Source organism: Paenibacillus sp. BIC5C1 (assembly GCF_032399705.1).
GTDB lineage: Bacteria > Bacillota > Bacilli > Paenibacillales > Paenibacillaceae > Paenibacillus > Paenibacillus taichungensis_A.
In genome coordinates this window covers 3,162,377-3,186,742 of the sequence record NZ_CP135922.1, presented here as the reverse complement: position 1 = coordinate 3,186,742, position 24,366 = coordinate 3,162,377, and the positions used below count along the sequence as shown (strand labels likewise).

Sequence of the window (24,366 nt, the reverse complement as noted above, 5' to 3'; positions counted from 1 at the left end):
ATCAAACACTTTTTAATGTTTTATATCCATATCTACAACCTTAACTTTGAAGATTCCTCGCATATACGGAAGCAGTGAAATTACACCTACCAAAGCCAACACAACCCCGACCCAGATCGGTGCAACCAGACCATAACCGGCACTAATAGCCAAGCCTCCAACAGAAGACCCTACCACTACACCAAAGGTGACGATTGCGGTGTGAACGGTGTTCACCATCAGACCACTTCCTCCCGTACGTATCACTCGCGCGACCATAGGCGGGTTCATTGGAACTCCGGCCAACCCGATGATGATTACGGCAGGAATAACCACGGCAGCTGTATGTACGCCAATAGCGAATATCAGAAGACCAAACGTCAAGAGAACAAGCCCTATCGTTAGAATCAGCATAGTATATCGGTCCGCCAGTCGACCAGTGATCAGATTACCAACAACCGTAGCAGCTCCATACACAACAAACAATAGTGGCACCGCGGACGTTGAAAAGCCTGTCAACTCTGTAAAAATTGGAGCAAAGTAGCTGAATGCTGCAAAGGCGGCTCCTATAATAAGAAAACTTGTCAGGTAAGCCGCCCATAACTTGCGATTGCGAAAAGATTTCATTTCATGACGCAAACTTGTGGGCTCCGGTCTGGATAATACGGGGATCAACCGCAATGCAGTTACACCTGACAGTAGAACAAGAATGGCGACCGCCCAAAAACTGAAACGCCAGCCATATGCATCGGCCACCCACGTTGCAGCAGGTGTACCCAGAACCGTGGCGATCATAAGACCACCGAAGATTATCGACACCGCCCGTCCCCGCTGGTTTTCCTCCACGAGCGATGCAGAGATCGAGATGGATACGCCAAACGCAGCCGAGGAAGCAACACCTGCTATGATGCGTGAGGCCATCATAACCTCATAACTGCCAGCGATCGCGCCAAGCAACTGTCCAACGAGAAACAGTCCGGTTAGCATAATAAACGCTTTTTTCCTAGGCATATTCAGCAGAGCAGCGGTTAGTAAGGGACCTCCTACGACCATTCCTGCTGAAAAGGCTGTTATCAAATAGCCTACTTGCGAGACAGATACTCCAAACTCCCCAGCAAGGGTATTCATCATTCCAGCTACCATAAATTCTGAGGTAGTCATGCAAAAAATAGCCAAGCTAAGCACATAGATTGCCAATGGCATGTTCAATTCCCCTTTTCATATGACTTATAAAATCACACTATTGTAATGATCGGTACAAAACTAATGCAAAAAAAGTGCCGGATTCCCCGGCTAGTAAATAGCTGCCAATGTACCTTCTACAATACTTTTTGCCAGATCACGGTTCTGTGAAGAGCTGTTAAGTACACGAAGTCCGTAATAGCTGCTTAGAAACAGGCTTGCCAGTTCTTTGGCTGGTCTCCCTGAAGTAATCTCTCCTGACTGCGTACCCTGCTCCATCAGATCACAAAGTGCATCCTCCAAAAATCCGATATGACGTGTTACCACTTGTTCAACCATAGGATCAACCCGTGCCCGTTCCATTGCTGCATTAATTAGAAGACAGCCTCTTCGTCCTGATTCCGAAAAATCCTCCTGTATACCCCACTCCAGCAGGCCGCGTAATCTTTCTTTCAACGGCAAGGAGCTCTGTAAAATCTCGCTTTGCTCCCGTATCCCTTCCTCATGGTAACGCTGGAGTACCTTTTCGTATAAATCATGTTTGCTGCCAAACGCATTATATAAACTGCCCTTCCCGAGACCGGTCTGTTTACATAGATCCTCAGTAGAGCACCCTTCGTATCCATTCAACCAAAAAGCATCCATGGCTGCGTCAATTACAGCCGTATCCTTAAATTCTCGTGGTCTTCCACCTCTGGTCACTGCATTCCCTCCCTTCTCAACGAAATAATAAATCTTAGTATAGGTAATTTGTAACGTTCAGTCAAGAAGTAGTTTACAGCTTCATTGTTCTCTGTTACAGTAAAACTGTCATACCATATTAAATCGGGAAAGGAAGTCGGAATAAATGAAAATCGCAATTATTGGAACCGGAAATATCGGTGGTAATCTCACCCGTCGTCTCACCAAACTTGGTCATGATGTCTCGATTGCTAACTCACGTGGTCCTCATACCTTGACGGATCTGGCTGAAGAGACAGGCGCAAAACCACTTGAAGTAACGGAAGTCGCCCATGGAGCCGAGCTGGTCATTGTAACGATTCCACAAAAAAATATTCCGGATCTCCCTGATGGTATCTTAGATCACATTGCACCTGGTGCTGCCATTATTGACACCGGGAACTATTACCCCCGACAGCGTGACGGCTTGATTCCCGAGATCGAAGGTGGCTTACCTGAAAGTCGCTGGGTCGAGAAATATTTGAAACATCCTGTTAACAAAGCCTTTAATGGCATTTCCGCTATAAATTTGCTTGAACGTGGACTGCCTGCCGGTTCACCGGATCGACTTGCTCTGCCGATAGCTGGTGATGATCCTGATACAAAGAAAATTGTGCTTCAACTTGTCGAGGAGCTGGGATTTGACGCCATAGACGCCGGCGGATTGGATGAATCCTGGCGCCAACAACCGGGCACTCCCAGTTACCAGGAGCATGGAGCGGATAGTCTTCGGCAGGCCTTATCGAATGCTAGTCCTGTACGAAGCAATGACTTTAAAGCTTGAGCATTTGAAATTCCAGGACATTGAATACGTCATCATCCACCGCCCTTACGGGCGGTTTTTTTGTTTGATCCTATCTATTCCATGAAATATAACTGATGTTTTTTGCGGTACTCTCCAGGCGTAAGGGAAGTTTGACGTTTGAACAGCCGTGTAAAATAGTTATGGTCCTGCAGTCCACACAACTCGCCGATACGCTTCAGCGGAAGCTCCGAATGTGCCAATAACCGCTTGGCCTTCTCCATTTGCAGGTGATGCCTGTATTGCAGCGGGCTCATCCCCGTATACTGCTTCAGGCAGCGGGCCAGGTAATCAAAATGATAAAGCAGATCACGCTCCATCTGTCCCGAATCAAACGGCTGCTCCAAGCGTTGACCAAGATAATTCGCCACCTTTTCGCTCAAAAAATAGGAACGAGCCTGCGGGCTGTTCTGTCTCATTCCCTTCTGTAATTGCAGTAGGAATTGGCCCAACAAAACATGCAGCTCGAAGGCACGCTGACGGGTGAGTACATGGTGCAGCTCAAGCATTTCTTTCAGTATCGGCTCCAGGTTACGTAGATCCACCCCGGCGAATTTGGGAATTTCAATGACTCCTGGGGGAGCCTCTATATCCTGGTCTGTTTGTTGAAGCAAAGGCTGCTCCCAAGTCGTCTTTTCTTTTAAAATCATCTTTTGCACAGAGGGAAGCTGGAAATGAATCCAGTATACCTCCGTCTGCACATCCGTTGGTCTATAGCCACGGTGGTCTTTGCCAGGTTCAAGAACAAGCATCATACCTTCCACAATCTCGTAACGGATGCCATCTTCCTCCATGTACAGCGTTCCTTTGGCGCAAATAATAAGATCAAACACCTCAAAGCTACGCTGGGCATGCTGCATCCCCGGCTGCCATTCGGTGTGTCCAATGGCTGCTAGTAGCGGAAACGGCGGAACTTGAAGTTCAAGTACAAGCATAAGGTCCCCCCTTAGTTCAAAATGTAGATAATGTGCTATATATAGTCGTAATTGTCAGCTGTATCGGAGCTAATGATCGATTAGAGTGGTAGATATAATATGATTCTATCATTTAATAACCAGGGGGAAGCAAGCATGAAATTTCGTCAGGTTCATCTCGACTTTCATACGTCAGAAGCCATTGAAGGCATTGGCCGTGATTTTTCGAAGCAGCAATTTCAGGAGATGCTCAAAACTGGGCATGTCGATTCCATCACCATATTCTCCAAGTGCCATCATGGCTGGGCATATCATCCAACTACTGCTAATCAAATGCATCCACATCTGAATTTCGATCTTCTGGGTGCCCAGATTGAGGCTGCTCATGAGATAGGCGTGAAAACACCGGTCTATCTCTCTGCTGGCCTGGATGAGCGACTCGCACGCAAACATCCACAATGGCTCATCCGCAATCAGCAGGAGCAGATCAGTTGGACAGCCGACTTCATGACGCCAGGATATCATCAATTTTGCATGAACACCCCTTATCTTGACGTTCTTACCCTACAGGTCGAGGAAGTTGTAAAGAAATATGATGTGGACGGCATTTTCCTCGATATCGTTGGTGTTCGGGAATGTTATTGTCAATATTGTGTTGCCGAGATTCGCTCACAGGGTTCCGATCCACGGAACATTCAAGATATGAGAAAACTGTGGGAACAGACGTATGCTCGTTACGCTAATCGAATGAATGAGACTGTGCATGCAGTGAAACCCGGATTACCAGTGTTCCACAACAGCAGTCACGTCGACCGTGGGCGGCGGGATCTCGCCCATATGAATACCCATTTGGAGTTGGAATCGCTACCAACGGGCGGCTGGGGGTATGACCACTTCCCGCTCTCTGCACGTTATGCGCAAACACTGGGCATGGATTTCCTCGGCATGACCGGAAAATTCCATACTTCCTGGGGTGAATTTGGTGGATACAAACATCCCAACGCGCTGCGTTATGAAACTGCACTGAGTCTTGCGAACGGGGCACGCTGCTCCATTGGAGATCAGCTGCATCCGGGTGGTCAGATGGATCATGCCACGTATTCGTTGATCGGGGAAGCTTACCGCGAGGTAGAAGCAAAGGAAGAATGGTGCCGAAATACTACCGCTATTGCCGATATCGCGTTGCTGTCAGTGGAGGCAACTTTATGGGAATCTGGAAGCGATCCTCATAACCAGCACATGCACCACCACGATACAGGCGCTGTAAGAGTTTTGCTGGAAGGCCACTATCTCTTCGATGTGGTAGATCTGCAGGCTGATCTTTCCAAATATAAAGTTGTTATTTTGCCGGATGCCATTAGCGTTACAGAGTTAATCAAAATCAAACTGACAACCTTTCTTGCCGGGGGCGGCAAAATTCTCGCCACTGGCCGTTCCGGACTCTCACCGGATGGAACGGGCTTTGAATTCGATTTGGGTGTAGAATATCAGGAGGTTTCCTCATTCCGCCCCTCCTATTTCCGTCCGAATTTCGAACTTCCTTCCCTGCGTACAGCCTCTTTCGTCATGTACACCGAAGGACAAAACACCGTGCCAACGACAGATGGCATCGTACTTGGCAGTAAGGAAAATTCATATTTTAACCGTGAATTGTTCACGTTCTGCTCTCACCAGCATACGCCTTCTGATCTGCAGGAATCGGGAACTGGCATGGCTGAGGGTCAGGATGGAATCTATATCGCATGGAATGTTTTTGAAGATTATGCGACGAAGGGGAGCTTGGCTGTCAAGGAAATCATCTGTTACGCGCTTGACCGTTTACTGAGTAACAACAAGTCGCTGATGACCAACCTGCCAGCCCAAGGGGTTACCACGCTGCAGATGCAGACGAACTCGAATCGTTGGGTGAATCATCTGCTGTATGCCTCTCCAGTACGTAGAGGACAAGGTGTGGAAGTTATCGAGGATATCCCTCCACTTATCAATACAGAGGTGGCGGTGGCGGTTGCCGAACAAGTACAGGACGTGTATCTGGCTCCTCAGAACCTTAGTCTTCCATTCAGTCAGGTGAACGGCCTTGTGACCTACACGATACCGGAGTGGTCCTGTCATCAAATGATCGTGATTCAATTTTAGAAGTACAGTTATAAACATATAACATTAGACAAAAAAAGAAGTCGCCATTCAACATGGCGACTTTTTCATTATGGCTTTAGCCAGTTGAGTGCGTGAAACGCGCGAAACAAAAAACCACCCGCTATGCGGGTGGAGGGATCGAGGGTTTGACCACCAAGACCATTCCGATAAAATTGAGATGTTCAGGCTCAAAAGAAAGGAATGGTCTTCAATGGCAACCAAGAGCTACAGTCTAGCTCACACAAAGTGGATGTGCAAATACCACATTGTATTTACCCCGAAGTATAGACGGAAAGAAATCTATAATCAAGTGAGAAGAGATTTAATCGAAATCTTCAAACGTTTGTGTAAGTACAAAGGAGTAGAAATTATAGAAGGTCACATGATGCCCGATCATGTCCATATGCTGGTAGCTATCCCTTCTAAAATTGCAGTCTCAACATTTATGGGATATCTGAAGGGGAAAAGTTCGCTCATGATCTTCGAAAAGCATGCCCAGCTCAAGTATAAATATGGGAATCAAAAATTTTGGGCCGAAGGGTACTACGTGAGCACAGTGGGGCTAAATGAAGCAACAGTGAGAAAGTATATTCGTGAGCAAGAAGCACATGATCAGGCGTTAGATAAGCTGAGTGTAAAAGAATACGAAGATCCATTTAGCAGTAATCGGAGCAAAAGAAGTGAAACCAGTTTAACTGGTAAGTGAAAGAGACAAATAACAATGAGCCTGAACGGCCCTGCTGTCAGGCTAGCGTCTTTAGGCGCAGTTTGGCAACAGGGGGTTATACCCCAAGAGCAAACCACCCGTTGGACGGGTGGTCCTGATTGGCGGATTACTCCCCCATATAAACTAACCTTTAGAAATTAATGATTACACACAAGCTTTCAATTTGTTCAAAGCCTGGGAAATATCACGAATCAGTGAGTCCACATTTTCCCGCTGGGTTGCCCAACTGGTACAAAAACGAACGACGCTGTGTGAATCGGACACCTTTTCCCAGAATGTGAACGAGTAACGGTTTTGTAAATCCTGAAGCAGGTCATCTGGCAGAATCGGGAATTGCTGATTGGTTGGCGAGTCATATAGGAAAGTAATACCTTGCTCCGCAAGTGAATCATGAATCAACATAGCCATGTCCACCGCATGCTGGGAAATTTCAAGATACAGACCATCTTCAAACAGCGTTTCAAATTGAATCCCCAGCAATCTGCCTTTGGCAAGCAGGCCGCCTTTTTGTTTGATCATATAACGAAAATCTGGCTTGAGCTTGTCATTCAGGATGACTACCGCTTCTCCCATCAATGCTCCGATCTTGGTTCCGCCAATATAGAATACATCACATAGACGGGCGAGATCAGCGAGAGTCATATCACAATTCCGGGAAGCAAGAGCATAACCAAGACGCGCCCCATCAATAAAGAACGGGAGACCACACTGTTGGCTCACATCAAATAATGCTTGCAGCTCTGCCTTACTGTACATCGTACCGTTCTCAGTAGGCTGGGATATGTAAACCATTCCGGGCTGGACACAATGTTCAGGTGCTGCATCATTCCAATGGGCATCATAGACGGCTTTGACCTGATCTGAAGTGATCTTCCCATCTTCGCTTGGTACCGTGATCACTTTGTGACCTGTGGCTTCAATCGCTCCTGTCTCATGGACCGCGATGTGGCCCGAAATCGCTGCAATCACGCCTTGGTATGGACGTAAAATGGAGGCAATAACCGTTGTATTTGTCTGTGTACCACCAACCAAAAAATGCACATCCGCCTGTTCATTTTTACAAGCTTGTCGAATAAGACTTCTCGCCCGATCACAATGGGCATCTTTACCGTAACCGCTCGTTTGTTCCATATTCGTTGAAATCAGTCTTTGCAAAATGCGCTCATGCGCACCTTCGTTGTAATCACATTCGAATCGTATCATCGTCTTGTCTCTCCTGCTCTTTTGTTCAACTTATCCTGAATATTCATCATTGAAGCGTAAACTTCTCTGATCTCTTCCTCATCCAAACCTTGCATTAACTTCACAATCTGCTGATCTGAACGTTCATTCAACTCACCGTAAAGCTCCTGCCCTTTCGCAGTCAGGCGAATCAAACTCACCCGGCTGTCAGCAGCAGAATCCACTTTCATCAGCAGTCCCTCTCTGGTCAGTTTACTTACAATTCGGCTCATGTAACTGCGATCAATGGTCAGTGTATCCACCAGATTGTTCGCAATGCTCTCCCCTTGAATGCCAATTTCAATAATGACCCTTGCTTCGGCGAAGGAGTATCCCGTGCCCAGGATATGTTTATCAAGTACACCGAGTATATTGGTATAAAAACGGTTGAAACGCCGCATTTCAGTCAACATATCTGCATTTATTTGCTGAGAGTCGATGTCAAACCCTCCCTTTTAGTGGACATTGTCAACATAATATTAATCAGTTTAGTGGACGTTGTCAACAATATAATATCAATGAACTTTATACTTTAAATGAATCCCATTTTATTGAAAAACAAAAAAAACAAACCGCGCAAATGCACGGTTTGTTTTTTGGCTATTAAGAATGTCTGTATTGCACCTGGTGAAGTCTGCTGTATATGCCTCCGGCAGCGACCAGTTCCTCATGGTTCCCCTGCTCTGCGATGCCATCAGCATTGACTACAAGGATGCGATCTGCATTCTTGATGGTTGTCAGTCGATGTGCAATAACAAGTGTTGTTCTACCCACTGACAGTTCCGCCAAGGACTTCTGGATTAATGCTTCAGTTTCGGTATCCAGAGCGGACGTTGCTTCGTCCAAGATGAGAATCGGTGGATTTTTCAGGAACATACGAGCAATGGACAAACGCTGTTTTTGACCTCCGGACAGTTTGACACCACGTTCACCAATAATGGTATCGATCCCTTCTGGCAAAGTAAGAAGCAACTCTTCCAAAGAGGCACGACGGGCCGCATCCCAGATTTGTTCGTCTGTTGCCGTTAAATCGCCATAAGCGATATTCTCCTTAATTGTGCCTGAGAAGAGAAATACATCTTGTTGAACAATACCGATATGTCTACGCAAGGATTCCAGCTGAACCTCACGAATATCAACTCCATCAACGGTGATTCGACCTTCCTCTACTTCATAGAATCGCGGAAGAAGACTGCAGATGGTCGTTTTACCTGCACCGGAAGGACCCACAAATGCAACGGTTTCGCCTGGATTGATAGACAAACTGATATTATTCAGAATACGTCGATTTTCCTCATAACCGAACGAGACATTTTCGAAGCGAATATCTCCACGGACGCTTTTTAGCTCAACCGCATTTTTCGCATCGGCAATTTCGGGTTCGGTATCAATGATTTCCAGGTAACGCTTGAATCCTGCAATACCCTTAGGATAACTTTCGATTACGGCGTTAATTTTTTCAATCGGACGGAAGAAGATGTTGGATAACAGCAGGAATGCCATGAAATCACCCATATCAATTCTGCCATCGATAAAGAACCAGGCACCACTGATCATAACGAACACGGTAACGAGACGCATCATCATGTAGCTGACCGATATACTCTTCGCCATCGTTTTATAGGCAAGCAGCTTTGTTTTGCGGAAGTTCTCGTTGTCTACGGAAAAAAGTTTTTTCTCATGTTCTTCGTTAGCGAACGATTGTACGACACGAATGCCGCCTACGTTGTCTTCGATACGGGAATTGAAATTCCCCACATCTCCGAAGAGGCGCCGATAGGTCTTCGTCATGCGCCCGCCAAATACGATAATGACCCAGGCCATGATAGGAATAATGACAAAGGTGATCAGTGCAAGCTCTAAATTAATGTTCGCCATAAGCCAGAAAGATCCAATTAGAGTCATAATCGCGATGAAAACATCCTCTGGTCCATGGTGAGCCACCTCGCCAATATCGTTAAGGTCATTCGTAAGATGACCGATCAGATGACCCGTTTTACGATTATCGAAAAACCGAAAGGATAGCTTTTGCAAATGAGCAAACATCTTCGAGCGCATGTTGGTCTCAATGTTAATGCCAAGCATATGTCCCCAGTAGGTCACGACATAATTCAAGACGGTATTCAGCGCATAGATCGACAGCAATACAACACATGCGAGGATAATGAGTGGCCAATCTTGACCTGGCAGCAACTCATTAATGAATTTGCTTACAGCAAGTGGAAATGCCAGCTCTAGTAAACCAGCTAGTACTGCACAACCAAAATCAATTAAAAATAGTTTTTTGTAAGGACGATAATACGAGAAAAAACGACGAATCATTCTTATTCACTCTCCAGATCCTGATTAGGGCTTTCTTCTTCATTTTGTAATTCAAAAAGTTGGATGTATTCATCAATGACCTGATCAATGGCTTTCAGCTCACCACTTATCATCTGATGAATATTACGGAACTCCTCCTGACCAAGCTGTCTGGCCAACGTAGCTCTTCGATTCTGCATTTGTTCCAAAAAGACTAGAATTCTTCCACGACGAAACGTTTGTGCCCCATTACCCCGTTTTCCGTGATGCTCTCCATGCCCTCTCCCACGTCTTGAACGTTCACCTTGTTGCTCATCTTCACCACGACCACGTCTGGACCGCTCTTCATGGCGATCCGGTTGTTCGTTCACATTTATATGTCTTTCTCTCATTTGTAAAGCACCTCCATTTTCGTATACATTTGTATACAAATTGTTTATGTATACGATTGTATACGTAAAGGAATTTTCTGTCAACCCGTATTTTTCCATTTTATTCTGGGTTAATTCATATTCAGTTCACCGCCCTAGAGTACACTAACTTACGTACCACCACAGAGATCCCCAATTTACAGACAAGACAGGAGAAGATGAGATTGACACTGAAAAAACGAACTTCAATAACCGCCGTAACCCTGGTGTTAACCATGTTAGCCCCAATGACTGTTCTCGCCGCACCGGCAACCAGTAACAGTAAGAACCTTAAGTATGATATGACCCAAAAAGCAGTGATGGAGAAGGCCAAGCTCCTTACCGAAACATATGGTACAACAAGTGTGCAGTACGCACTCATGGATGAGGGAGAGATCGTAATCTCCGGACAAGTAGGCAAAAACGACCCAGAGAACCGTATCCCCCTTTCTTCTATTACAATGTATGGCATCGGTTCAACCAGTAAAATGGTGCTTACCGCCGCTGTGATGAAGCTGGTTGATGAAGGCAAGATTGATCTGAATGTGCCGGTTGTGACCTATATCCCGGATTTTAAGATGAAGGACAACCGTTACACACAAATTACACCTCGTATGTTGCTGAATCATTCATCTGGGATTCTCGGGACTTCAAGCGGTAGTGCCATTCTGTATGGAGACAATGATACCTATGCACATGATACATTTTTGGATCAATTGGCCGATCAAAATTTGAAGGCAGATCCGGGAGCCTACTCGGTGTATAGTAACGACAGCTTTACTTTAGCTGAAATTCTGGTCGAAAAGGTTAGTGGAATAAGCTTTAGCCGTTTCATCCAACAGAATTTCACGGAACCCTTGGGCATGAGCCACACCAAAACGCCACAGGATCTGGTTGACCCCGACCAAATGGCAGTAACTTATTCGCAGCTGAATAAGGAACAACTTCCACTAGAGAAAACGAACATGATTGGCTCTGGAGGCATTTACTCTACTGCCGAAGACCTCGTCAAATTTTCGCAAATCTTTACGGGAGAGGTTAAAGGTATTCTTTCCAGTGAGTCGGCAAAAGCCATGACGCAGGAAGAGTACAAAAAAGGCGTGTGGCCAGAGGACAGCGATTCATCGATTTCGTACGGGTTAGGTTGGGATAGTGTAGACTTGTTCCCATTTAGCGAATACGGCATCAAGGCAGTTACCAAAGGCGGGAATACAATTGCCTATCATTCGTCATTAATTATGCTTCCGGAATACAATATGGCTGCAGCCGTTACCTCTTCAGGTGGGTCAAGCACAACCGACCAATTGATTGCGAGCGAAATGTTGCTTAGCGCGCTTGAGGAAAAAGATATTATTAAAGAACGGAAGCCGGAAAAATCATTTGGCGTACCTGTAAAAACAACCATGCCGAAGGAACTAACGCAGTATGCTGGCATTTATGGGGCTGTTGGCAGCTCGTTATTGAAGTTGGAAGTGAATGATGAAGGGCAATTGACGATGTCTCTGCTATTGTCGCCGAACAGTACGGAACAAAAGTATATGTATACCGCAGATGGTTCTTTCGTGAACGAGCAAGGTACAGAAAAGTTGAAATTCGCCCAAGGGGATAACGGGAATACATACTTGTGGTCCCGTTCGTATCAGTCGATGCCAGGGCTTGGACAGATCGCCTCCTCGGAATACAAGGCAGAAAAGCTTGAAACCAATATATTGCCCGAAGATGTAACAGCCGCTTGGCAGAAGCGCGAAGGCAACATTTATTACCTGGTGAATGAAAAATACACCTCAACGGTATATGACAGTGCAACGCCGATCATCCCTATTCATATGTTCGATGAAGCACCAGGGTATGTGTATACCAATAAAATTATTGATGCAAATTCGGCTGTGAACCAACTGCAAATTCCAGGCTTGGCTGGGCGCGATACGATGGAGTATAAGTTCTTTGAGAAAGACGGCGTGGAATACGTTTCAGCAGGAGGAAAGGTCTACGTCAGTCAAGAACTTGTGAGACCACTCTATTCAGGGAAACAATCGAAGACAACGATTCAAACAAATGGTTATGCGACATGGTACTCGATACCGTCATCCGCCGCAGGTAAAGTGATGACAGTGAAGATACCTTCGAAAGGCGCTTTCACTGTATATGACCAGACAGGTATCAGTACGAACCATACCGTGGTTAGTGGCGAGAATGAAGTTAAATTGCCTGAAAATGGTACGATTGTATTTGCTGGTGAAGCTGGTTCAAGGTTCGAAATTTCGTTAACAAATCAATAGTAATGAGTATGGAAAATACGCCCGTTCCCCGGTGTTCTTATGGGGAACGGGCGTTTCGTTCTTTCTGAAATCAATTCTGAAAGGTACTACGCTTATTTTATTTCATTCATGAACTTTCTGAAGTTTTCGGTTATTTCTTTGGATCGGGTGTGGTGCAAATAATGTTCTCCCTCAAATATCATCACTTTTCCATGCACAGAATCTTTGATTTGCTCTTCATGCAAGGGTATCCAGCCTTCCGTTTCGGTATCATTTGCTTGTAAGAAGAAAATTACAGGAAGATCTTTAGGGAAGGACAAGTTCTCAGTTGCTTTGAAATTAGGACCAAAATTTTCGCCTTCATTCAGGTTGTTCGGATTAAACGTATTTTTGAGTGAAAGTATTCTAATTTGCTCTCTGGTTTCATCATCAACATCGGGTTCAATCAGTTGATCAGGGGCCAGTTTCATTAACAAACGGTAGAATCCTGATTTTTTAAGCAGTTTATACGTTTCAGTTGGAAATGGATCATCGTTACCTCCCTGCGTTGGGACACTGCTCTCAATGCCGACAAAGGAAGTTACTTCGTTTGGATATTTGTTCACATAATCCAGGCCGTATATCCCTGAAATGGAGTGAGCCATGAGCGTGTAACGATCAATACCAAGTTGCTGTAACGCTTCATGAATTTCATTAACCATATTTTCAGTAGTACGCTCTTTTTCAGTAATGTCACTTAATCCATAACCGAAAGGTTCAATGACAACGATTTTGTAAAATGGAGATAGCTCATCGATAAGCGGTTTGAAATCAAGGGCTGGGGCGGGTGTTCCATATCCAGGAAGCAGTACCACCGTTTCTTTGCCTTTTCCTTGAATCAATACATTCATGTTTTTGCCGTCAACCGCTACAAACTGGCCATAAGGTTTTATTTTCCCTTCCTCCGATTTGTTGCTAACTGCATTAACAATAAAGACAGTCGCAATAAATAATGCAAAAGCGATAACGATCGCACCAAATATTTTGAGCAAAATGATTAATATTTTTTTCATCATGATGTTTCTCTCCTGTTGAGTTCGTTTATGGTACAGCCGTTTGAAACTCTATTCCTTTTACTTTTTTAATGAAATTTGAAACTGTGAACCAGCCTCACCTGCAAATACAATACGACCGTTTTCGGGTAAAACCACAACATTCTTACCGCTGACCACGCTGTGATTAATACAAATTCCGTTCTGATCATAGACAGCAAAAGCTCCATTTGCAGGCAACTTCACTGTCATGACTTTTCCTTTCGCAGTAGCTGGTACCGAAAACCATTTGGCATATCCATCTGCTTGAATGGTTGTTGCGGATCGTTTACCCGAATAGATGGGTTTCACCATTTCCTCACTGGCGTATACATAACCTGAAAATGTAAGATACTCTCCTCCGTTCTTTTTGGAGAAATGAATGTCCATCGTATCACGTCCAGCAGAACCTGGAATCTGCAATCGATTGGCTGCTTCGCCTGCTCCAATAATCTTATTATTGGACATATACCCTGGATTCTCTTTATTCAACTGAATAGGCAGGATCGATGTAGCATTAAGATAGAGCATGGATGTGTATTTCTCATTCACCAGATAATATTTTTTACCATCGCGCTTTGCCCATGCGGCGTTAATCTCCTTGGGTAATGTATTGGCTTTAAGCTTCTCCGCATTATATTCCGAGAGAGCCACCTGTCCGAGCCCTGGAACGGATATATAAGATCGAGACCACAGGTAGGTATTCCCATTTTTCTCCACAACGAATTTCAACTTTTCTGTACCATCATCATTCACAAAAGTACCCTCTGATGTATAGGTGTATTCTTGTACCGGATTACTTGGAGCTGTGAGTGAGGAGAGCGTCATTTGTCCAGCCGTATTTATTTTGATCTTCGTAACTGAATTATTACCACTATAGATACCTTCATACTTGGATATTCCTTTAGGCATATTTGCCTTCACAGGTACGCCAAATGATTTTTCCGGCTTCCGTTCTTTAATAATGTCCTTTTCTTCAAGTGCGCTGAGTAATAAATCACTCGCAATGAATTGATTGGTTAAGCTTGACCCGCCTGAAGAGATAACGGCTGCAGCCATGTTGTATTCCGGAAGTACCACGAGTGAAGAATGATAAGATAACGTATCTCCTCCTTTCATAACAGCCTGAATACCGTATTCGTTGAATGGGAACAAGTTCACACTATCCCATCCTAACCCGTAAGACATCAGCGTATCGCTATCCTTAGGCCACATGCCTCTTTTATACTCTTCTTGTGCCATAGCTTTTACAGACTTATTTGAAAGAATACCCTTAACTTCTCCCGTGAAGATTCGTGAAAATTTGACCAGATCTTCAGCGGTGGAATACAGACCTCCAGTACCGAGGATATTATAATTCTCTTTTGGAAGTTGTCCCTTATAAAAAGGGGAATAGATTCCCGCCATTTCTGCCGGATTAACCACATCCTGTGGTGTTTTGGTATGGTTCATATCCAAAGGCTCCGTAAAATACTTGTGTATAAATGCGGTATAATTTAGGCCGCTCACTCTTTCAACCAAAATCTCGGCTAACGAAAAGCCATCGTTGCTGTAGACGGAGTATGCGCCGGGATCTGCTTTCAGGTTTTGATTCGCCAATTGATCGAGCAACGTATCATGTGAATACGTGTCATTATCTCCGTACAATGTGGCATTGCTGGTTGAGGTGCCCAGAAGACCAGAGGAATGATTTAACAGCATGCGCGGTGTAATCTGTTTGTATCGGTTATCTTTCATTGTAAAATCAGGCATATAGTTCACAACAGGCACATCCAAATCAATCTTGCCTTCGTCAACCAGTTTCATTACAGCGGCTGTAAGCATCATTTTACTGCTTGAACCAATGCCATAGATCGTGTTTGAAGTAAGAGGTACCTTGTCTTTTATATCGTTCTTGCCCGTATGACCAGACACCACAATCTCTCCACCATCAATGAGCGCATATTGCAGACTCGTCGTACCGTACGTCTCAGTCAGTAATTTGGCTTTTTCGATTACGGTTTTCTTCGTTGTCTCATACGTCAGGTTGCTGTTGTTATTCATGGCAGTCGGTGCGGCCATTGCAGACATTGGGGCAAGTATCGTCAGCATGAGAGTCACAGCAGCTAAAGTATTTCTTTTTGTTGCTGTCCTCACGCTCATCTTCAGTTTTGTTACCTCTCTTGGTTTCACTATTGCATCTACTCCTGTCTTCATCATTGTTAGGCCACCTTAACGGGGGCGCTAAAGACAGTATAACCAAACAAGATGTCCCCCTAATGACTACACTATGAACGGAGGATGAACAAGCAAAAAAAGTTTTCATCATCACATGCAAGAAGGTTTATACATGGTGTCATTGCCTAGAGAAGGCATGAAATCCAATCACCCTGCTGGTGTTGTGATTGGCAAGGTTACTATGAAGGTCGTTCCTACTCCGTATTCGCTCTCTACTCGGATGTCCCCATGATGAAGCGATACGATCTGCTTTACAATAGCCAGTCCCATACCGCTGCCTTCATATTTCTGGCTGTGGGAACGATCAGCTTTGAAGAAACGGTCAAATATACGCTTTTGGTCTTTCGGGAGAATACCAATACCTGAATCCGATATACGGACCGTCACGTTCTTGATATTCTGTTTGATGCTGATGCTAATACGGGCACCATCTTCGGAAAATTTGATGCCATTGCCTAGGATATTGATCCACACTTGATTTAACTGGTCATGATCAGCCGTGATTTTGGTTGGCTGTAAATCAAGATCGAACTGAATGTTTCGGGCTGACCATTGGGGTTGGATAGCGACGATTACTCGTCTGATTTGTTCATCCAGACTGAGCGTGGCGAGCCGCATTTGCAATGATTGAGATTCAAGCAAACTCAGCTTTAGCAGACTATCACTTATTTTGGACATTCGTGCAGTTTCAGTGATGATAATGTCGAGATACTCGCTTCTTTCGTCATCCGGGAGGTCTACCTGCTTGAGCGCTATAGCAAAACCGGAAATGGAAGTGAGCGGAGACTGAACTTCATGGGACACATTTGCTACGAATTCCCTGCGCATCTGCTCAAGCTGCTTTAGATCGTGCATCATTTCTTCAAAGCTGCGAGCCAAAGTACCTATCTCACCCTTATGTTTAATATTAAGCTTGACGTTGAAATCTCCAGCAGCTATAAGCCGGGTTGCTTCTGTCAATTTTTTGATCGGTCTCACCAGAAACATAGCCGCAATTAGTATCAATAGACTTCCTGCTATTAATGAACTAATCAAAAAAGTTACAACAAACTTGATGAGAAATGAGGTGGAAGAGGAAGTGAGGGGCTCTACAAACATCGCTTTGCTTCCCATTTCAGTTTTTATTGGCAATCCCAAGAAGATCGTATTGATCCCATTGACTTGGACCCTTCCTCCATCCAGCACTTTCTTCACTTGTTCTGTAGTCACTGGGAAAGGATGTTGTCCTTTAAGTTCTCCGTAGGACTGGAACTGATCCGTTGCTTTATAGATTCGAATGTGGTAGGAGTTGAGTTGTTTCATTTCACTTATAAACATTTCTGCTTCACGTAACGGCAATGTCTCGTAGATGCGGACGATATCCTCGCCAAAGTCAAGCAAGGTGCTTTGCAGGTTTTCGTTTAATTTATCTTGAAATATCCAGGTTGTAGCAAGAAAAGAAAGGATTGTGCCCCCGATTACGGAGACCAGAAAAGTCAGGACTACGCGTGTATATAAGGAACCTGTCACTCCTGCACCTCTAGCCGGTAGCCAAGTCCCCGCACCGTTTCGATACGAAAATCGGAGATATCAGTGAAACGTTCGCGAAGACGTTTAATATGCACGTCTATCGTTCGATCACCGCCAGTATAATTAATTCCCCAAACTTGATCGATTAATTGCTCCCGCGTATAGACTTGTCCCGGTAATCCAGCAAGTTTATACAGTAATTCGAACTCCTTAAGTGGCAAGGTAAACGACTCTGTACCCCTCATGACCTTATAAGTCTGCCGGTTCAGGATGACGTTGCCTAACTGGATGGTCTGCGTTAAACCTATACGGTATCGTTTCAACAGTGCCTTGACGCGAGCCATCAACTCAAGCGGATCGAATGGCTTCGTCAAATAGTCATCTGTCCCTAGTTGAAATGCTTGTACTTTCTCCCAGGTCTCGTTTCTTGCCGTTAACATTAGTAACGGAAGATCCGGATTGGCTCTTCGGAGTTCCTCACATAATGCCCAACCGTCCATGACCGGCATCATAATATCAAGAATGACCAAATCGACTGACGTGGAGGTATAGATAGCCAGGGCTTCCTTTCCGTCTGCGGCGTTGATGGTTGTAAATCCGTCGTTGCGCAAAAATAAACAGACGAGTTTGCGAATGTTCGCATCGTCGTCAGCAACCAATATCGTGGGCATCGTTTCCACTCTCCTAAAAAAGAATAATTCTCCAGTTGAACAAGAGCGAAGAAATCTAAATCATGCTACCTCATTGGTTGAAATCACTCTGTTCTACTATAAATACATCTTCTTCTTTGCATAATTCCATAAACAAGTCCCGCTGCTCCCATATATATCCTGAGTCGGCGTTGCAAGCTGCATCCCCTTCGCTCTTTGTATAATGCCCCTTTTCCGTTCTCTTTTCTATCACTGTATGAACCTCAAAGATAAACTCCTTATAACACACGTACTTCTTTCTAACTGAAGTGACAAACTAATTATAGTTAAATTGAACAAAAGCAGCCGATTACTTTGAACGGCTGCCTTCTTAGTTTCGTTAAACATGCTACCTTACTAGAATTCATCTATTTTAATGAAATTTCAAATGTGGAATCAACGTCACCTGCAAATACAATGCGTCCGTTTTCCGGTAAAACAACCTCATTCTTACCGCTGACCACGGTGTGATTAATACAAATACCCGTCTGGTCATATACGGCAAAGGCACCATGTGAAGGCATTTTAACGGTCATAACTTTTCCTTTCACCGTTGTTGGTACCGAAAACCATTTGGCATATCCATCTGTTTGAATCGTTGTTGCAGATTGTTTACCCGAATAGAGTGGTTGTACAAATTCCTCACTGGCGTATACGCTACCTACGGCTGTAATGTACTCTACTCCGTTCTTTTTAGAGAAATTGATTTCCTTTGTATCACGACCAGCCATGCCAGGGATCTGCAGCTCAGTGGCTGCTTCGTTTGCTCCAATAATCTTAATATTAGACATATATCCTGGTGTCTCTTTATTTGAATGAATAGGAAGGATTGGTGATGAATGGAGATAAACCGTTGATGTATATTTCTGATTCACCACGTAATATCTTTTACCTTCACGTTCCTCCCACGAAGCCGTAATATCCTGGGATAATTCATTGGTTTCCAGCTTCTCCGCTGTATATTCTGAGAAAGCCAACTGCCCAAGTCCCAGCAAGGATATATAAGATCGAGACCACAGATACATACTTCCGTTCTTCTCCGTAACGAATTTCAACTTTTCTGTACCTTTATCGTTAACAAAAGTACCATCCGCTGTATATGTGTATGTTTGAGCCGAATCACTCGGAGCTTCGAGTGTGGATACAGTCATTTCTCCAGCATGATTTATTTCGATCTTCTTAACCGAATTATTGGCGCCATACATACCTGCATACGTGGATATTTCTTTAGGTATATCTGCCTTTACGGGTATCCCAAATGATTTTTCCGGCTTCCGTTCTGTAATAATGCCTTTTTCTTCAAGTGCGCTGAGTAATAATTCACTCGCAATGAACTGATCTTTGGCACTTGTCCCACCTGAAGAGGTAACAGCTGCAGCCAGATTGTATTCCGGCAGTACGACTAATGATGAGTGATACGATATGGTATCTCCACCTTTCGTAACGGCCTTGATGCCGTACTCACTGAATGGGAACAAATTCACACTGTCCCACCCTAGCCCGTAAGATATAGACGTATCGCTATCCTCCGGCCACATGCCTCTTTTGTATTCTTCTTGCGCCATAGCCTCTACCGACTTACTGGAAAGAATGCCTTTGACCTCTCCAGTGAAAACTTGTGAAAATTTCACAAGATCCTCAGCAGTAGAGTAGATGCCTCCAGTAGCGATGATATTATAATTCTCTTGCGGAAGCTGGCCTTCAACCAAAGAGGAATAGATTCCCGCCATTTCTGCTGGTTCAACCACATCCTGCGGTGTTTTGGTATATTTCATGTCTAGAGGCTCTGTAATATATTTGTGTATAAAAGCTGTAAAGCCCATGCCACTAACTCTTTCGACTAGAATCTCCGCTAATGTAAAACCATCGTTACAATATACAGAGTAGGCTCCGGGATCTGCCTTCAGGTTTTGATTCGCCAATTGCTCCAGAAACGTATCGTGTGAATAGGTGTCATTATCCCCGTACAATGTGGCATTGCTTCCGGAGCTGCCCATCAGACCTGAAGAATGATTTAACAGCATGCGTGATGTGATTTGTTTGTAGCGATTGTCTTTCATTTTAAAATCAGGGATATAGTTCACAACAGGCACATCCAAATCAATCTTGCCTTCGTCAACCAGCTTCATTACAGCAGTGGTAAGTACCATTTTACTGGTTGAACCGATGCCATAGATCGTATTTGAAGTAAGAGGCACCTTGTTATTGATATCGTTTTTGCCCGTTTGACCGGACACCACAATCTCTCCACCATCAATTAGTGCATATTGCACACTGGTCGTGCCGTACGTCTCCGTAAGGATCTTGGCTTTCTCCGCTACTATTTTCTTGGTTGGTTCATACGAAAGATTGCTTCTGTTATCGGCAGTTGGTGCAGCCATTACTGACATCGGAGCTAACATCGTTAACACCAGGGTTAACGCAGCGATTGAAGTTCGTTTTCCCTTTTGTCGTCCCATTCACATCATCTCCTGATTTTAATATTTTGGTTGATTAGAGTTCTTTTGGATCTATAAACTTCACTTCTGGATACAAGTCGCTCGGTCCCTGAATCAGATTTCCACCCGTTTCTTTCAGCTGCTTGTTAAAGAAATCGAGTACATATTGATTTATGATATTTGATCCTCTTTTACCATTGATGTCTCCTGTGACCCCGGACATTTTAATCAGCTCCGAATAGAATTGAAGATCCGTGAAATTGAAGTGCTGGGTTCCTTCTACATAAACCACACTCCCCCCCTGATTGATAACATTTTTCATAATGTGCAACTCATCTGAAAGAGATTTAGTTACTTCGTCATCCGAATTTCTATCCATTTCAAAATTGGCTAACCAGTCTTCAAAACTTCCCGATCGGATGAACATAAACGGCTTGTTTATATCATCTCTATTTTCCACTTCATATAGTGACCCATCCATATTAACCCCGGCCTTGATTCTCTCATCTAAATACGTTGCATTAAACGCGGTTGCACCCCCAAAAGAATGACCCATCGCGCCAATGTTATCTAGATCGATTTTTCCTTTAAACTGACTTTCGATTGCACCTGAATTCAGCTTTTCGATTTGATCGATTACAAACTCCACGTCTTTCGTCCATATATTCCCTGTTTTTGTACGTTCATCTAGTGTAGTCGTACTTTTTTTATAATCCGTTACACGGCCGTCTGGAAAAAGGGTAGCAAAGGTGCTATACGTATGATCGATGGTGACCACGATAAAACCATTACTGGCCAGATTCTCGGCCTGTGATGCATGTAAAACTCTACTGGTTCCCATACCATGAGATAGTAGTACCACAGGATAAGGACTTGTAGAAGGTAATATTTCTACATTTTCATAAGAGTTGGTTTTACTGTACTTCAAGTAGTCGAGCACAAATTCGGGCAGTTTTAAAGAAGTTGAGAAGCTCTGAATATACTTTTTGAACATTTCTTTATTATTTGGAAACAGCGTGTCACGCTTGTGGTTATTGCTGTTTTCAGTAGGGTACCAGACTTGAACCATGAGTTCCCTCTTATCACTCTGATCTTCAGTTAAGACTTCAGCTCTATTCTGGTCTGTAAAATGAAATGTTTGAGTACCCACTTTCTCTGGACCATCCGGCTTCGGCAAATTAAAAACAGGTAGGTACACAGACAAGACAGTAGAAACAACCAGCAGAATGACGACTAGGGAAGATAAACTATATTTCAAGAACTTCCCTATTTTTAGATTCACCATCTTTTCGGAATGTCTGAATAAAACGATGAGTATGAATAGCGCCGTCATGATATATACCAAAAGCAACTGCCATCTGTATCCCTCAACAAACAATTGAAATAATAATATAACGCTACTTCCTATACCCAAACCCAAGCCTATTTTCTTTGCACTTCTTTTAATAAACAATAGATCTACCAGTAAAGCGAAACAGGATAAAACTAAAAGTATCTCAAATAATCTCATTTGAATTCCTCTCTTTCATCACGGACATCGACCGAATTGGACATACTATGGAAAAACCGTCCCACAGGACGGCTTTTCATATTCATTAATACACACCTGTTAAGTCAAAGCGTGTACTTTTACACCCTATTTATTTCGCTTCGTTCATAAAAGCTCTAACGTCTTCAGCAATTTTTTTGAATTGAGTATGGTGTAAATAATGTGAACCATCCATTGGGATTACTTTCCCATGTACGGAATCTTTGATCTGCCCTTCATGCAGCGGTATCCATCCTTCTACACCTTCATTATTTGCTTGTACAAAGAGAAGAAGTGGAAGGTCTTTAGGGAAGGTTAAACCTTGAGCACCTTTAAAATTGGAATAAATATGATCCATCTCGTTTAATGACGTAGGATTATACATGTTTTTATTCGAGATCATTTTCATCTGCTCAACCGTCTGACCATCAAATGCAAGTCCCTCATAGGGGTCTGCACTCACTTTCATTATTAATCTTAAGAGACCTGTATTTCTGAGAAGAGCAAACGTTTTTAATGGGAACTTCGCATCTGTAATACTTGGTTGGGTGGAGACACTACTGTCAATACCGACAAAAGCAGTCACTTCATCCGGATATTTATTCACATAATCAATGCCGTAAATGCCTGCAATAGAGTGACCCATGAGCATATACTGATGAATATCAAGTTGCTGCAGAGCTTCATGAACTTCACTTACGATATTTTCTGTGGTTCTTTCTTTTTCTGTTCCATCACTTAATCCGTAACCGAAAGGCTCAACTGCAACAACTTTGTAATATGGAGATAATTCATCAATAAGCAACTTGAAATCAAGCGCTGGTGTCGCTGTTCCAAAACCGGGCAGAAGCACAATCGTTTCCTTGCCTTCACCTTGAATGAGCACATTCATATTTTTCCCGTCTACAGATACGTGCTGACCATAAGGCTCAATCTTTTTCGCTTCGGAATTGCTACTGATCACATTCGTGATATAAACAATACCTAGAAACAAAATAATGGCGATTACGATTGCTCCTAGTATTTTAAGTATAATATTCCGTACTTTCTTGGCCTTCGATCCATTCTTCGCTTTCTTTTCCTCTGGTTGTGTCACTCTCATCTTCTCCTGTCTTGAACTGTTAGTTCGGCTTTCTTCTTTGCTGCTAATGAAATCTTAACCGATGAAAATGTACTCCCCGTGACGTCAATATGAACTGAATATGAACAAGCAAATAAATTATTACTTACTGGGACGTCATAAACCCCCTGAATTTTTCCGCAATTTCTTTGGCGTGGGAACGATACAAATAATGATTCGCTTCCAGCAGCACCACTTCACTATGCACAGTGTTCTCTATAAGCTTCTCATGCTCGGGAATCCAATTCTCCGCTGCCGGATGATTCTTTTGAACAAAGAATAGAACCGGCAGATTAACAGGGAACGTTAGCTGTTCAGCTGCTTTAAAGTTGGAATACATACTCTCTGCCTCATTTAATTGAGTGGTATTATACATATTTTTTCGGATCATAATGTTCAATTGTTCTTTAGTCTGCTCATCATAAGGCAGTCCATCATAAGGATCAGCACTCAGTTTCAATTGTAATCGTGCGAATCCTAAGTTACGGAACCATTTAATCGGTTGCGTATCTGAAGAATCAATCTTTTGTTCACTGATTGTTGGAACACTGCTATCCAGTCCGACAAATGCACTTACTTCGTTTGGATATTTGTTCACATAATCCAGGCTATAGATCCCGGAAATGGAATGACCCATAAGGATATAACGATCAATATGAAGACTTTGCAACGCTTCGTGGATTTCACTTACGATATTTGCTGTACTGCGCTCCCTTTCGGTCTGATCACTCAATCCATAACCAAAAGGTTCAACCACGACGACTTTATAATATGGGGATAGTTCTGAAATAAGTGGCTTAAAATCAAGTGCAGGTGACGCTGTTCCAAACCCTGGTAAAAGGACGATCGTTTCTTCTCCTTTTCCTTGAATGCTGACATTCATCTGTTTTCCATCTACAGATACGCGCTGTCCATACGTTTCCATTCTTTTTTGCTCCGAATGACTGCTAATTTTGTTAACGCTATACACGGTGGCCACGAAAAGTAGAATGACTATAACGATTGCACCTAATACCTTAAGCAAAATGTTTAACACTTTCTTTGTTTTGGATCCACCCGACTGTTTCTTCTCCGTTTCTTGTGTCACACTCATCTGCTCCTGTCCTCATCTGTTTAATGGCTGTAACAAGCCTTTAATTCAAGAT

At 43.7% G+C, this 24,366-nt stretch carries 19 protein-coding genes; 4 read left to right on the top strand and 15 right to left on the bottom strand.

The annotated features are described in order from the left end of the window. Nucleotides 1–12: 12 nt before the first annotated feature. Complete coding sequence (locus RS891_RS14445) at nt 13–1,182, bottom strand: MFS transporter (RefSeq protein WP_315795735.1); 1,170 nt, start codon at nt 1,180–1,182, stop codon at nt 13–15. A gap of 90 nt (nt 1,183–1,272) precedes the next feature. Then, nucleotides 1,273–1,863, bottom strand: a complete 591-nt coding sequence (locus RS891_RS14440) for a TetR/AcrR family transcriptional regulator (RefSeq protein ID WP_315795733.1) — start codon at nt 1,861–1,863, stop codon at nt 1,273–1,275. 145 nt (nt 1,864–2,008) lie between these two features. Between RS891_RS14440 and RS891_RS14435 the strand changes: the two genes are divergently transcribed. Continuing rightward, complete coding sequence (locus RS891_RS14435; protein WP_113054917.1) at nt 2,009–2,665, top strand: NADPH-dependent F420 reductase; 657 nt, start codon at nt 2,009–2,011, stop codon at nt 2,663–2,665. A gap of 74 nt (nt 2,666–2,739) precedes the next feature. On the opposite strand, the gene RS891_RS14430 is transcribed toward RS891_RS14435, so the two are convergent. Next, nucleotides 2,740–3,618, bottom strand: a complete 879-nt coding sequence (locus RS891_RS14430; protein WP_315795730.1) for an AraC family transcriptional regulator — start codon at nt 3,616–3,618, stop codon at nt 2,740–2,742. 135 nt (nt 3,619–3,753) lie between these two features. Between RS891_RS14430 and RS891_RS14425 the strand changes: the two genes are divergently transcribed. Together RS891_RS14425 and tnpA are read left to right on the top strand one after the other, a co-directional pair. Beyond that, nucleotides 3,754–5,733 (top strand): family 10 glycosylhydrolase, encoded by a 1,980-nt coding sequence (locus RS891_RS14425; RefSeq protein ID WP_315795728.1) that lies wholly within the window; start codon nt 3,754–3,756, stop codon nt 5,731–5,733. 211 nt (nt 5,734–5,944) lie between these two features. Further along, nucleotides 5,945–6,439 (top strand): IS200/IS605 family transposase, encoded by a 495-nt coding sequence (gene tnpA / locus RS891_RS14420; protein ID WP_315795726.1) that lies wholly within the window; start codon nt 5,945–5,947, stop codon nt 6,437–6,439. 165 nt (nt 6,440–6,604) lie between these two features. On the opposite strand, the gene RS891_RS14415 is transcribed toward tnpA, so the two are convergent. The 4 genes from RS891_RS14415 to RS891_RS14400 all read right to left on the bottom strand — a co-directional run bounded on the left by RS891_RS14415 (nt 6,605) and on the right by RS891_RS14400 (nt 10,374). Further along, nucleotides 6,605–7,663, bottom strand: coding sequence for a threonine aldolase family protein (locus tag RS891_RS14415; protein ID WP_315795724.1), 1,059 nt, complete (start codon nt 7,661–7,663; stop codon nt 6,605–6,607). Then, entirely contained in the window at nt 7,660–8,094 is a 435-nt protein-coding gene (locus RS891_RS14410; protein WP_258530758.1) for a MarR family winged helix-turn-helix transcriptional regulator, read from the bottom strand. Before RS891_RS14410 ends, RS891_RS14415 begins: the two co-directional genes overlap by 4 nt. 190 nt (nt 8,095–8,284) lie before the next feature. Next, a complete protein-coding gene (locus tag RS891_RS14405) occupies nt 8,285–10,003 on the bottom strand; it encodes an ABC transporter ATP-binding protein (protein ID WP_315795722.1) in 1,719 nt (572 codons plus the stop codon). A 2-nt stretch (nt 10,004–10,005) separates the two neighbouring features. After that, the gene (locus RS891_RS14400; RefSeq protein ID WP_315795720.1) at nt 10,006–10,374 is read right to left on the bottom strand and encodes a hypothetical protein; all 369 of its coding nucleotides are present in this window, start codon (nt 10,372–10,374) and stop codon (nt 10,006–10,008) included. A 197-nt stretch (nt 10,375–10,571) separates the two neighbouring features. Here RS891_RS14400 and RS891_RS14395 point away from each other — a divergent pair, with 197 nt between their 5' ends. Beyond that, on the top strand, nt 10,572–12,671 hold the full coding sequence (locus tag RS891_RS14395; RefSeq protein WP_315795718.1) for a serine hydrolase domain-containing protein: 2,100 nt from the start codon (nt 10,572–10,574) through the stop codon (nt 12,669–12,671). Between the two features lie 92 nt (nt 12,672–12,763). On the opposite strand, the gene RS891_RS14390 is transcribed toward RS891_RS14395, so the two are convergent. The 8 genes from RS891_RS14390 to RS891_RS14355 form a co-directional block, all read right to left on the bottom strand. Then, nucleotides 12,764–13,705 carry an alpha/beta fold hydrolase gene (locus tag RS891_RS14390; RefSeq protein ID WP_315795716.1) on the bottom strand — a complete coding sequence of 314 codons (942 nt, stop codon included), beginning with the start codon at nt 13,703–13,705 and terminating at the stop codon, nt 12,764–12,766. Between the two features lie 57 nt (nt 13,706–13,762). Continuing rightward, nucleotides 13,763–15,862, bottom strand: coding sequence for a serine hydrolase domain-containing protein (locus tag RS891_RS14385; RefSeq protein WP_397386950.1), 2,100 nt, complete (start codon nt 15,860–15,862; stop codon nt 13,763–13,765). A 222-nt stretch (nt 15,863–16,084) separates the two neighbouring features. Further along, nucleotides 16,085–17,446, bottom strand: a complete 1,362-nt coding sequence (locus tag RS891_RS14380) for a sensor histidine kinase (protein WP_315795714.1) — start codon at nt 17,444–17,446, stop codon at nt 16,085–16,087. Continuing rightward, nucleotides 17,443–18,117: a response regulator transcription factor gene (locus tag RS891_RS14375; RefSeq protein ID WP_315795713.1), complete on the bottom strand. Its 675-nt coding sequence runs from the start codon at nt 18,115–18,117 to the stop codon at nt 17,443–17,445. Before RS891_RS14375 ends, RS891_RS14380 begins: the two co-directional genes overlap by 4 nt. 386 nt (nt 18,118–18,503) lie before the next feature. Further along, nucleotides 18,504–20,594, bottom strand: coding sequence for a serine hydrolase domain-containing protein (locus RS891_RS14370; RefSeq protein ID WP_315795711.1), 2,091 nt, complete (start codon nt 20,592–20,594; stop codon nt 18,504–18,506). A 34-nt stretch (nt 20,595–20,628) separates the two neighbouring features. Next, a complete protein-coding gene (locus RS891_RS14365) occupies nt 20,629–22,083 on the bottom strand; it encodes an alpha/beta hydrolase family protein (protein ID WP_315795708.1) in 1,455 nt (484 codons plus the stop codon). 130 nt (nt 22,084–22,213) lie between these two features. Beyond that, nucleotides 22,214–23,197 carry an alpha/beta hydrolase gene (locus RS891_RS14360; RefSeq protein WP_315795706.1) on the bottom strand — a complete coding sequence of 328 codons (984 nt, stop codon included), beginning with the start codon at nt 23,195–23,197 and terminating at the stop codon, nt 22,214–22,216. Between the two features lie 130 nt (nt 23,198–23,327). Further along, nucleotides 23,328–24,314 carry an alpha/beta hydrolase gene (locus tag RS891_RS14355; protein ID WP_315795705.1) on the bottom strand — a complete coding sequence of 329 codons (987 nt, stop codon included), beginning with the start codon at nt 24,312–24,314 and terminating at the stop codon, nt 23,328–23,330. Between the last annotated feature and the right edge of the window lie 52 nt (nt 24,315–24,366).